This window comes from Haladaptatus sp. AB643 (assembly GCF_024136975.1).
GTDB lineage: Archaea > Halobacteriota > Halobacteria > Halobacteriales > Haladaptataceae > Haladaptatus.
Window position 1 is genome coordinate 74,633 of sequence record NZ_JAMYJW010000017.1, and the last position, 11,009, is coordinate 85,641.

9 protein-coding genes and 2 tRNA genes are annotated in these 11,009 nt (G+C 61.7%); 7 read left to right on the forward strand and 4 right to left on the reverse strand.

The window, feature by feature from the left end:
• The first annotated feature begins 10 nt into the window (after window positions 1-10).
• Window positions 11-1,432, forward strand: a complete 1,422-nt coding sequence (locus NKF25_RS23140; RefSeq protein WP_253228984.1) for a DUF402 domain-containing protein — start codon at window positions 11-13, stop codon at window positions 1,430-1,432.
• A 273-nt stretch (window positions 1,433-1,705) separates the two neighbouring features.
• Here the strand turns inward: NKF25_RS23140 and NKF25_RS23145 are convergent, their stop codons facing one another.
• Together NKF25_RS23145 and NKF25_RS23150 are read right to left on the reverse strand one after the other, a co-directional pair.
• On the reverse strand, window positions 1,706-2,092 hold the full coding sequence (locus tag NKF25_RS23145; protein WP_253228985.1) for a NifU family protein: 387 nt from the start codon (window positions 2,090-2,092) through the stop codon (window positions 1,706-1,708).
• A gap of 124 nt (window positions 2,093-2,216) precedes the next feature.
• Complete coding sequence (locus NKF25_RS23150) at window positions 2,217-3,719, reverse strand: hypothetical protein (protein WP_253228986.1); 1,503 nt, start codon at window positions 3,717-3,719, stop codon at window positions 2,217-2,219.
• Window positions 3,720-3,798: 79 nt separating this feature from the next.
• Between NKF25_RS23150 and NKF25_RS23155 the strand changes: the two genes are divergently transcribed.
• The 3 genes from NKF25_RS23155 to NKF25_RS23165 all read left to right on the forward strand — a co-directional run bounded on the left by NKF25_RS23155 (window position 3,799) and on the right by NKF25_RS23165 (window position 7,486).
• Entirely contained in the window at window positions 3,799-4,716 is a 918-nt protein-coding gene (locus NKF25_RS23155; protein WP_253228987.1) for an MBL fold metallo-hydrolase, read from the forward strand.
• Between the two features lie 83 nt (window positions 4,717-4,799).
• A complete protein-coding gene (locus NKF25_RS23160) occupies window positions 4,800-6,734 on the forward strand; it encodes a long-chain fatty acid--CoA ligase (protein ID WP_253228988.1) in 1,935 nt (644 codons plus the stop codon).
• An 86-nt stretch (window positions 6,735-6,820) separates the two neighbouring features.
• Complete coding sequence (locus NKF25_RS23165) at window positions 6,821-7,486, forward strand: hypothetical protein (RefSeq protein ID WP_253228989.1); 666 nt, start codon at window positions 6,821-6,823, stop codon at window positions 7,484-7,486.
• Window positions 7,487-7,498: 12 nt separating this feature from the next.
• Here the strand turns inward: NKF25_RS23165 and NKF25_RS23170 are convergent, their stop codons facing one another.
• Window positions 7,499-8,779, reverse strand: coding sequence for a M20/M25/M40 family metallo-hydrolase (locus tag NKF25_RS23170; RefSeq protein ID WP_253228990.1), 1,281 nt, complete (start codon window positions 8,777-8,779; stop codon window positions 7,499-7,501).
• 110 nt (window positions 8,780-8,889) lie between these two features.
• On the opposite strand from NKF25_RS23170, the gene NKF25_RS23175 reads away from it, so the two are divergent.
• The 3 genes from NKF25_RS23175 to NKF25_RS23185 all read left to right on the forward strand — a co-directional run bounded on the left by NKF25_RS23175 (window position 8,890) and on the right by NKF25_RS23185 (window position 10,619).
• A tRNA-Lys gene (locus NKF25_RS23175) sits at window positions 8,890-8,963 on the forward strand.
• 409 nt (window positions 8,964-9,372) lie between these two features.
• On the forward strand, window positions 9,373-9,573 hold the full coding sequence (locus NKF25_RS23180) for a hypothetical protein (protein WP_253228991.1): 201 nt from the start codon (window positions 9,373-9,375) through the stop codon (window positions 9,571-9,573).
• 83 nt (window positions 9,574-9,656) lie between these two features.
• Window positions 9,657-10,619, forward strand: coding sequence for a Gfo/Idh/MocA family oxidoreductase (locus tag NKF25_RS23185; protein WP_253228992.1), 963 nt, complete (start codon window positions 9,657-9,659; stop codon window positions 10,617-10,619).
• Between the two features lie 176 nt (window positions 10,620-10,795).
• On the opposite strand, the gene NKF25_RS23190 is transcribed toward NKF25_RS23185, so the two are convergent.
• Window positions 10,796-10,871 (reverse strand) — tRNA-Cys (locus NKF25_RS23190).
• Window positions 10,872-11,009: the final 138 nt, after the last annotated feature.

The window sequence follows — 11,009 nt, forward strand, 5'->3', positions numbered from 1 at the left end:
ACTACCAGCTATGAGCACGGTTCGCATCAGGGGCATCTACACCACCGCACTCACCCGCTTGCTCGGGGAGAGCTTCGACGTGGTACAGGCCTCGCCGCCCATCCGACGGCGGTTCGATACCGAGTTCGAAACCGGGGAGTACGACGCCACGGTCGAGACCACCGACGACAGACAGGGCGTCGGGGTCTTCGGCAACGCCGAAACCGTCACCCGAATCGCCGACGAGTTGGCGAGCCTCGACGTCGACACCTTCCGCTGGGAGGACCCGGCACCGCGGGGAGCGCTGTTCGACGGCGTCGTGGACGAAACCCTCGGAAGCGGTGCAGTCGTGAACCTCGGGGACGGCGAAGGCTTCCTCCCGTTCCGCTCCATCGACCGGCGAATCGACGAGGGTGACAGCGTCCGCGTACAGGTCCACGACCCGGAACCGCCGTGGTCGCGCGACCGCTCCCTTCTCGGGACCGACGTTCGGGTGTACGGCGGCGTGGCCAGCCTCTCGAAGGGCGTGGACAGCGTGGTCGCCAGCGCGCCGGACGATGCCAGTCGGCGCGAACTCGCCCGGACGACGGAGATGCTTCCGACGGACGTGCCCGACGAGTGGGGCGTCCGATGGGAGTACGCCGCCGCGGACGCCACGCTGGACGAGATGAACGACGCGCTCTCGCGGGCCGTGGAGGGTGCCGAAACCATCGAGGACGCGCTTGCAGACTCTTCCGAGTCGGTCGAAACACCCCGGACAGTCGCCGAACCGGAAGCCACGGCGTGGTGCTGGTTCGGCCGGGAATCGCGCTTCGCGTTGGACGACGCTCGGCGCAAAGTCACGACGACCCTGCCCGGCCACCACCGAATCAAGGCCGCAGACTCCGCCGCGAGTACGGCGGTCGATTTCGCCGAGGACCTGTACGACCCGGACGAACACCCCGAGGACGCTCCGACCGGCGCGACCCTCCGACAGTTCGGTCCGGAACCGGACGGCGAGGTGTTCATCGACCACGGCAAGCCCGACGGGCGCTGTTTCTCGCTCGGCAAGGGCACCGTCGCGGAGTGTGACCCCGACGCCGGAAAATACACCGTTCGTCGGACGATGGGGAGTTCGGGAACCTACGACGCCATCGGCACCGACCGCGAACGCGGCGACGTGGCCATCACGAAGTTCCGCGAGGGGCGATGGTGGTATCCGACGGCCTACCGGAGCGAGGACGGCGAACCGAAGGGAACCTACGTCAACGTCTGTACGCCCGTCGAACTGTTTCCCAACTCGGTTCGCTACGTTGACCTACACGTCGATGTCGTGAAGCGGCCGGACGGTACCGTCGAACGGGTGGACGACGACGAACTCGATACGGCCGTCGAGAAGGGAAACATCTCCGAGGAACTGGCCGAGAAGGCCAGAAGCGTCGCGGCGAGCGTGGAGAAGGTACTATCGAAGTAGCGTAACCACGAGTTTCGGCCGGTGACGCAACCGCCGGAAGCGTGCATTTTCACAACCGCCGGAAACGCGCATTTTTACAGCCGTCAGAAATCTGCCAGTAACACAGCCGCGGAGACCAGCATCCTTACCGGAAAATCGGAGATTTTCCGGGCCGACGACTGAATGGAGACGCCCGACTCGCGGTGCGAGTCGAGCGTCGAAATGAAGGAGGAGCGCTTTTGGTCCAGATTTTTATCGAGGGTCGCGGAGCGATCCTCGCAATAAAAAGGTGGTTTAGAAGTGCTCGTCGTCGCCGGGCACGTTCAGCTTACCGCCGCGGCCGCCTTCGGAGCGGTCGATGCCCATGACGCTCTCGGCTTGATCCGTCTTCCACTGGCTGGTTCCATCGTCGGCGATGCGGACGGTTACGTCGTCCACTTCCTCGAACTTCTTCAGGAGTTCGACCTCGATGTTCTGGGACGTGATGGGGGTGATGGAGCACCCGCCGCAGGCCCCGCCGAGTTCGATGACGACCTCGCCGGATTCCGGGTCGGCCTTTCTGACCGCGCTCGTCCCGCCGTGCATCTGGATGATGGGCATCTGGGCTGTCAACCAGCGTTCGACCCGCGATTCGAGGTCGTCCTCGGACCCCGCCGATTCGGTCGCGCCCTGTTTACTCATACACAACCATAGGAACTCGAAGTATGGTAAGCTTGGGGTTCGAGTCGGCGATTATGGGACGAATCGTTCCCGAAAGATCACACGGATTGTCGACCTTCGCTCGTCCGGATTTACTCGTTTGGACTCAGTCCTCGTTCCGCCGTCTACGCGCCCAGAGCGAGAATCCGAGAACGGAAAGGCCAGCGACGCCAACTCCGAAACCGGGTTGTCCTGTCGTCGCGGCGACGTCGTCTTTCTGTTCGTTGGATGCCGTCGTTGTCGCGGTGTTCCCGTTCGTGAGCGGCGGCGAGGATTTCTGTTCTCCCGTGTAATTTGGGAAGATGTAGACGCCGCCTCTGCCGTCGCCGTCCCCTCCCATACTCCCGCCGACGAATACGGTATCGGAGACGTACTCGGCGCTCCAGAAGGCGGTCTCGTTCGGCTTGCGCCACCAAACGAGTTCCGTCGGGTTCGACGGGTCGCTCACGTCGAACACCTTCACGCCGCCGTTGTACCACGAGGTGTAGAGTTGGTCGCCGACGAAGTCGAAGTTGTGCGAGGTCGTCCACTGGCCGGACGAACTGACTTCCCCGCATTCGTGGCAACCGTGTGCCGAGGCGACGCCGACTGGCGAGAGCGCGGCGACGATGGACGACAGGGGGGAAACGTCGTAACTCGGGTCGGACGTTTTCGGCGGCTCGATGGTAGTGAGCTTTCGCGGACGTTCGATTGTCGAAATGTCCCAGAGACCGATGCCGCCGGGTCCGGTTCGCTTCGGGCCATCGGTATCCCACGCCTCCTTGTTACAGGCGAGCAGGCTCGCATCCTCGTTCGTCATCACGAAGTGGGCGTTCCCCGGCAGACCGACGACGGCATCCCGCTCGTCGGACGATGGGATTTCCGCGAGTTTCTCCAGCGGTCGCCCGCCGAAGTGCGCGACGTGTGTCGGACGCCTCGGATTCGAGACGTCCACGACCCAGATTCCGGCGTCCCACTGTGCGAGGTACGCCCGGCCGTCGTGCACCCACACGTCGTGGAGCGTGCGCACCCACGAATCGACCCCCGACCACTTCGAGTCGTACTCGACCATCGACCACCGGCCCACTTCCTTCGGGTCGTCGTTCGACACGTCCACCAACACGAGGGGGTTACCGTCTCCGTTGTTACCCGTAAGATACACGATGTCGTCCGTGAGGTAGGCGTTGTGGATCGGAAACGCCGTCTCGTGGAACGCGACGCGCTTCGGCTTCGATGGATCGCTCACGTCGTACAGCAGGATTCCGTGCACATCGTCGCTCGCAACCGGGTTCGCCGGGCCGACGACCAGCAGTCGGTCGCCGTCCACCGTCACGTCCCAAATCTCGGTCAGCGGTCCGCCGTCTTGTTTCTCCAGCAGACCGCGCCGTTCGGCCAGTACGTGCGGATTTTCCGGATTCCGGATATCGACCGTCACGAACCCGTCAGTCGCCGCGACGAACGCGGTGTTGCCGTCGTCCCCGACGACCGTCTCCTTGGCATCCTCGATGGACACGTGTCCCAGTGGTTGGTACGAGTCGGTCGCCGAATTGGCCCCGATACCCCCCGTCGAGAATAGACACGCAGCGCTTCCCCCCACGGCGGCCGTGCGAAGAAAGTCTCGCCGATGCATGCCCATTAATCGGTCGGCAGAAGGATAAAAGCGCGGACGACGCGAATCGTTTTTCCCGTTTCCCGACGCGAGGTATGGTATGGGAATCGGCGACCTACGGGAAGTCACGGTGGGTGACTGTTCCGACTTGTACTATCTGGACACGGGAATGTACGACACGGAGGCCTACGGTGCGGTGTACATCCTCGACACCGAGCGCCCGGCAATCGTGGAGACGGGTATCGGGACGGGTTACGAACGAATCCTCGACGCGCTCGACGAGTTGGATATCGCGCGGGAGGACGTGGCGGTCATCGCGCCGACACACGTGCATCTGGACCACGCGGGCGGTGCGGGCTTCCTCGCGGAAGCGTGTCCGAACGCGGACGTGTACGTCCACGAAATCGGTGCACGCCACCTCGTGAATCCCGAGTATCTGGTAAAGGGAACGAAAGCGGCCGTCGGCGACCAGTGGCAGTTCTACGCCGAACCGAAACCGGTACCGGAAGACCGCGTCGTGGAAGTGACGGAGGGCGACAGTATCGACTGTGGCAGTCACGACCTGGAAGTGTTCTACGCGCCGGGCCACGCGCCACACCAGGTCATCTTCTACGACGAGGCGAACGATGCGGTGTTCACCGCCGATTCGGCCGGGATTTGGGTGCCGAGCATCGGTGAGGTTCGGGAAACCTCGCCACCGACGGATTTCGATCTGGATCAGTGTTTGGACGACGTGGAGACGATCCGTGATATTTCCCCGAGCACGCTCCTCTACACCCATTTCGGGCCGCGGGAGTACTCCGACGAGGCGATGGACGAGTACGGCGAAGTCCTCTCACAGTGGGTCGCAGCGGTCGAAGCCCAACGTGCCGCCACGGACGACGACGAGGAAATCATCGAGACCCTCATCGACCGACAGGAGATGGACGAAGTTTGGGGAGAGACGAAGGCTCACGAGGAAACGAAATTGAACACCCGCGGCGTTCTCCATTATCTCGACACGCACGAAGGGCTGTGAAACAGGAGAAACCGCACAAACTTCCATAAACTTTCGTATCGTTTTATACTACCTTAATGGGGGTGAACACACAAGTGGTTGGTATGGAGTGGCGTGACGCCGAGAAAGAGTTTACCGACCCCGTCATCGAGCGGACGACGCTGTCCCGAATGTTCGAGGACAGCGCCGAACGACACGAAAATCGTCCCGCACAGCAGTACAAGGGCGGTATCTACCGTCGCTCACTGACCGAAACCGTGCTCCCGGCGGCACCGGACGGCGAGTTTCGGTCGATTTCGTACCCGAAGATGCGCGATATCGTCCGGAACCTCGCCGCCGGGTTCCGCGACCTCGGCGTCGAAGCGGACGACAGAGTCGGGATTTTTTCGGACACGCGAATGGAGTGGGCACAGACTGACTTCGCGTTGCTCGCCGCAGGCGCTGTCGTGACGACGGTGTACAGGAGTTCTTCCGTTTCACAGGTCGAATACCTCCTCGGAGACCCCGAAGCCACGGGCGTCGTCGTCGAAAACGAAAGTTTGCTGGAGCGGGTGTTCGAGGCTGAGGACGCGTTGGACCTCGAATTCATCGTCGTGATGGACTCGCTCTCGCGGGAGTACGACCGCGACGACATCTACACCCTCGACGAGGTACACGATCGGGGAGAGGCGGCCTTCGACCTCGACGAGTACGAATCGTGGCTCGCCGCCCGCGACCCCGACGACCTCGCCACGCTCATCTACACCAGCGGGACGACGGGCCGACCCAAAGGCGTGAAACTCACCCACTGGAACTTCCGGTCGAACGTCAACCAATGTTATCGTCGGTTCGGACCGCGCCCCGACAAGGAGTGTCCCGTCATCGACGAGTATTCGAAAGCCGTCTCGTTCCTCCCGCTCGCACACGTCTTCGAGCGGACCGCCGGTCACTTCATGCTGTTCGCCGCCGGTGCGTGCATCGCCTACGCGGAAAGCCCGGACACGCTACAGGACGACTTCCAAACGGTGAAACCGACCACCGGAACCAGCGTCCCGCGCGTCTACGAGCGGATCTACGATGCGATTCGCGCACAGGCCGACGGGAGCGACTTCAGCCGCCGCGTGTTCGACTGGGCGACGGACGTCGGCGTTGCGTACCACGAGACGGACTCCCCGAGTCTGGGTCTCCGCGCACAGAAAGTTCTCGCGGACAAACTCGTCTTCGACAAGGTAAAGGAGGGCCTCGGCGGCAACATCGACTTCTTCATCAGCGGCGGTGGCAGTCTGTCGGCCGATTTATGTGCGCTCTATCACGGCATGGGACTGCCGATTCTCGAAGGCTACGGACTCACGGAGACCTCGCCCGTCATCTGCGTCAACCCACCCGAAGCGCCGAAAATCGGCACCATCGGCTATCCCGTCGTGGACGTCGAGGTCCGGGTCGACGAATCGATCGTCGGGGAGAACTTCTCGGAAGCGGCAGGAGACGTCGGTGAACTGCTCGTCAAGGGTCCGAACGTCACCGACGGTTACTGGAACAAACCCGAGGAGACCGAACGCGCCTTCACGGAGGATGGCTGGTTCCGAACCGGCGACATCGTCGAAATCCGGCCGGACGGCTACATCGCGTTCCGCGAACGCGCCAAGGAGTTGCTCGTTCTCTCGACCGGCAAGAACGTCCCACCAGGCCCCATCGAGGATGCCTTCGCCGCCAGCGAAATCGTCGAACAGTGCATGGTCATGGGCGACGGCCGGAAGTTCGTCAGCGCGCTCATCGTCCCAAACGTCGAGAAGGTCCGTGAGCGGGCCGCCCGCGAAGGGATTTCCCTCCCGGACGACGACCGTGAGCTCTGTCGAAACGATACGGTCTCCAACTGGATCGAAGACGAAATCGAGCGGATCAACCCCCAGTTCGAATCGTACGAGCAGATCAAGCAGTTCCGCCTCGTCCCCATCGAATTCACCGAGGACAACGACCTGCTCACCCCCACGATGAAGAAAAAGCGTCGCAACATCCGTTCACGCTTCTCCGACGACATCGATTCGATTTACGTGGAGTGAGCGGATCACTTCGCATCGAATGTAATAGTATAAACACGTTCCGTTGAACGGTTCCTTTTTACCTCGTCCCTTCCACAGCATGAACAATGACCAACGGCCCCGAGAAGGAGCCACCTGCGGATCGCAAATCCCCGGTCGGAAAACCAGTCGTCCGTGGAGACGTGTCGGTTACCGGCGCGCACGCACGGGAAGCCAAAGCGTTCGACCCCGATGACCCCGAGAGCGTCGAAGAAGCCGCGCTAACGGTCCGTGCGTTCGCGGAGGGGAGCCCGGGACGAGAGGACAACGTCTACATGTTGCGTGGGGCAGCGGCCTGTGCAGCGCTTGTCCGAGGTGTTGGCTCCTACAAGGGTGCCGCAAAGCGGGCGGGAGGGGAGACGACAGTCGCGTTCATCAGAAAGTGGGCGCGGGTGCACGACCTCCCGCGTTCGATCCGACGCCACGTCGCGATGGGGCACATCGCACCGACGGCGGCGAAACACATCGCCCGCGTGGACGGCGACGCTCGCTATCTGCTGGCGTGGGCGATTCTCGACAACTCGCTGACCGTGCGCGAAGTGCGCGCCATCGTCAGCGACATCAACGACGGGACCGCACCCGAGCGCGCGCTACGAGCCCACGACGTGACCCTGGGTGAAGTCACCCTCTCGCTCCCGGCCGACCTGTACCGCGAGCTCCGGCGGGAAGCCGCACTCGCGGACGAAGAACCGGAACAGGTAGTCGCGCGGGCACTCGAAAAGGAACTGGAGTAACCGAGTCCCGGGCTAGCCGAGGAACGTTCGAGCCGTCCCCGTCAACACGGTTCCTGCAGTAACCACGTCCGGCCAATGAACCGTCTCGTTCGGGAAGTGGGCCTGTTCGATCGTCCCCGGTCCGAAGAGAACGGTCGGAATCCCCGCGGCGACATAATGGCGCGAGTCCGCACCGTAGGTCTCGCCGCGAAGCGTCGTGTCGAGACCCGAATCGTCCATCGCCGATTGGAGCGCGCCGACGATGGGTTCGTCCGCGTCCGTCTCCGCGGACTCGAACTGGATCGAAAACCGCTCGAACGTGGGGGGATGCTCGCGAAGCCAGTCGTTCTCCTCGACGACATCCGCGAGGCGCTCTTCGTACATCGCTTCTACTTCGTCCACCGTTTCACCCGGTGCGACGCCGAACCGCATCTCCGCGGTGAGCGTCGCGGGAACCGACGACGACCACGTACCGGCCTCGACGGTACCGATGACGATGGGCCACGAGATGGGGAATTCGTCGTACAGCGGATGCGTGACGGACTCGTTCCGCTCCGCTTCGAGCTCGGAGAACGCGTGTGAAATCGCCTCGAAGTGCGGGAGGACGTTTTCGCCGCGCCACCGCGTCGCCGCGTGGGCGGATCGTCCCTCGATGTGGAGTTGTTTCATCACCGTTCCCTCGACGGCAGTGACAGGCGTGAGATCCGTCGGTTCCGCGACGATGGCCGCATCGCGTTCGAATGGATACGGGTTCGACAGCGCGGCGGCCGCCGCGCCCAAGCCGCCCTCCTCCTCTCCGACGACGCTCTCGACGACGAGACGGCCGTTCAAGCCCTCGGCATGGTCCGCGAGGTGTTTCGCGGCGAAGACGCAGGCCGCGACTCCGGACTTCATGTCCACCGCGCCGCGCGCGGTGAGGTCGTCGCCGTCCCACGTCGGCTCGAACGGGTCAGTCTCCCACGATTCGCGGGCGACCGGAACCACGTCCATGTGGCCGTTCAGGACGAGCGTCGACCCGTCGTCCGGATTACCGAACTCCAACACGCCCGCGACGCTCGGGCGCTCCGCTAGGCTCGGTCCGCCGGCACTCGCCTCGGTGTGTTCGATTTCGACGGGGTCGTCGGGAAACGACGGGTGTTCCGCCAGTTCCTCGGCATGCGCCGTCCATTCGTACGTCTCGAAGCCTATCTCGGAAAGACGGTCGAGGAGCCATTCCTGTGCGGGGCCTTCCTTTCCACCGGTCGTGTCGAACGAACAGAGCTGGTGGACGAAATCACGCAACTCGTCCCCCTGTTCAGTCTCGAACGAGGTCATGATTTGACAGTCGGTACCGGGGGAGAAAACTGTACGCACCCCGGAGATGGATGCGGAATCCGGATCAGAATGGCAAACGTTTAAACGTCGCAACTCGCAAGAGGAGATGAGGGCTGGTAGCTCAGTTAGGCAGAGCGTCTGGCTTTTAACCAGACGGCCAGGGGTTCAAATCCCTTCCAGCCCGCTTCTGCGAGGAACAACGTGACGAGCAAAGCGGCCCGAAGGATTTGAACTAGAACAGACGCAATTCGTGAGCGAAGCGAACGAAACCGTCTGGGCGTGGTTCAAATCCCTTCCAGCCTGTGACGAACGAAGGTGAGGAGTGGATCGACCGGAGGAATTGGGATCGGAAGACGCAGTTCGTGAGCGCTACCGAGGTGCGAAGCGCCTCGATGCGAACGGTGAAGACGTGAGCACGGAAGCGCGGAGCGCTTCCGAAGCGAACGAACACAAGCGTCGTTCTGGCCAAAATTCGCCGAAACGATTCGGCGAACGCGCACTACGCGGTGTTCGCCGAGCGTGACCGGTTCTCAAAACGGCCGGCCGACATCGTTCAGTAGATATTATAAGTCGTCCGAACACAGAACACGGATATGAACCGCTATATCGAAGATCCACTCGAACCACTCGGCGTCGCGTTCGGGGTTCTACTCGTACTCATCGGAATCGGAACGCTCGTCGGGATGCCGTGGGCGCACAAATCGGGCAGTGCCCTGCTAATGCTCGGGCAGATAGTTGGCGCGATCGCCGCGATCGGTATCGGTGCAGCCCTCGCATGGGTTACCCGCACGTAGAACGACTGCGCTAGTTTCTATCGTTCATTCTCGCTGACAGAGTGGACACTTCCATTCATAACGGAGAAGGATAGACAGTAGATATGAAATTCGGCATCATCAGTACCGCGAACATCGGTACGGAAACCGTCATCCCCTCGATTCAGGAGACCGAACACGAAGTCGTTGCCATCGCGTCGAGGAACCGCGCACGCGCACAGGAGGTCGCAGAGCAACTCGAAATACCACGAGCCTACGAGACATACGAGGAACTGCTCGACGATGACGAGATAGAAGCCGTGTACAACCCGCTCCCCAATGCGCTCCACGCCGAATGGACGAAACGGGCCGCCGATCACGGCCTACACGTCCTCTGTGAAAAGCCGCTTGCAGTGGACGCCGCTGAAGCCCGAGAATTGGGTCAGTACTGCGACGAACGGGGAGTGACACTGATGGAAGCGTTCATGTATCGCTACCATCCCCGAACACGACGTGCAGCCGAGTTGTGTCGTGAGTTGGATATCCGATCGGTAAAGGCCCGCTTCCAATTCGTACTGGACGACCCAAACGACGTCCGTTTCGACCCCGACCTCGCAGGAGGGAGTCTCATGGACGTCGGCAGTTACGCAGTCAACATCGCCCGACTGTTCCTCGGGGAACCGGAGCAGGTGTACGCGACAACAACCACGATGGACAACGGTGTCGAAACGGAACTGACCGCGATCCTCGAATACGAAGACGGTGTAACAGCGGAGATATCCTCCTCGTTCACGACGCAACCCACACAACACTGCCGTATCGAAGCGACGAACGGATGGCTCGAAGCAGCCGAACCATTCCTCCCACAAAGCGACGACGGAACGACACTGGAGTATCAAATCGACGATCGTCGTGCCACGGAATACTTCGACCACGTAAACCAGTACGTACTCGAAATCGAGCAGTTCGTCGACTGCATCGAAACCGGATCATCCCCGGAGACCGACGCGGACGATGCAACCCGAACGATGGAGATCATCGACGCTCTATATCAAAGCGCGGACGAAAACCGACCTGTTTCACTCTGAGCAGTAGACCTACCCGATTTTGAGTACGTTAGATGACAGATAGATGTCACTCGGCCACGGGGGAACAGACAGTAGACTGGCAAATCGGAGTAAAGCGATATTACCGAGAGTAGTATCAAAAGCACGGGAGCGATCACAGATGGGAGAGCAATCGCTCGGAGGTCAGTAATTCGAAAAGCCAAGGGCCGGATTTGAACCGGCGATGGGCGGCTCTGCAGGCCGCTGCGTTCGGCCGGACTCTGCCACCTTGGCGCAGTCTCTTCTTTGAAGTCGCTCACTTTAAACGTAGCGGTCTTACACCGGGGGTATAGAAATAGAAAAACCCCCACAGAGCGGTGGCTCTGTGAGGGTTAATGAATGAAGTATGAATGGAGGCGGCGAATCGAATTT

What these genes read in the sequence shown, in the direction of transcription:
- NKF25_RS23140 (WP_253228984.1), top strand. Translation starts at nt 11, where the DNA reads ATGAGCACGGTTCGCATCAGGGGCATCTACACCACCGCACTCACCCGC.
- NKF25_RS23145 (WP_253228985.1), bottom strand. Translation starts at nt 2,092, where the DNA reads ATGAGTAAACAGGGCGCGACCGAATCGGCGGGGTCCGAGGACGACCTC.
- NKF25_RS23150 (WP_253228986.1), bottom strand. Translation starts at nt 3,719, where the DNA reads ATGCATCGGCGAGACTTTCTTCGCACGGCCGCCGTGGGGGGAAGCGCT.
- NKF25_RS23155 (WP_253228987.1), top strand. Translation starts at nt 3,799, where the DNA reads ATGGGAATCGGCGACCTACGGGAAGTCACGGTGGGTGACTGTTCCGAC.
- NKF25_RS23160 (WP_253228988.1), top strand. Translation starts at nt 4,800, where the DNA reads ATGGAGTGGCGTGACGCCGAGAAAGAGTTTACCGACCCCGTCATCGAG.
- NKF25_RS23165 (WP_253228989.1), top strand. Translation starts at nt 6,821, where the DNA reads ATGACCAACGGCCCCGAGAAGGAGCCACCTGCGGATCGCAAATCCCCG.
- NKF25_RS23170 (WP_253228990.1), bottom strand. Translation starts at nt 8,779, where the DNA reads ATGACCTCGTTCGAGACTGAACAGGGGGACGAGTTGCGTGATTTCGTC.
- NKF25_RS23180 (WP_253228991.1), top strand. Translation starts at nt 9,373, where the DNA reads ATGAACCGCTATATCGAAGATCCACTCGAACCACTCGGCGTCGCGTTC.
- NKF25_RS23185 (WP_253228992.1), top strand. Translation starts at nt 9,657, where the DNA reads ATGAAATTCGGCATCATCAGTACCGCGAACATCGGTACGGAAACCGTC.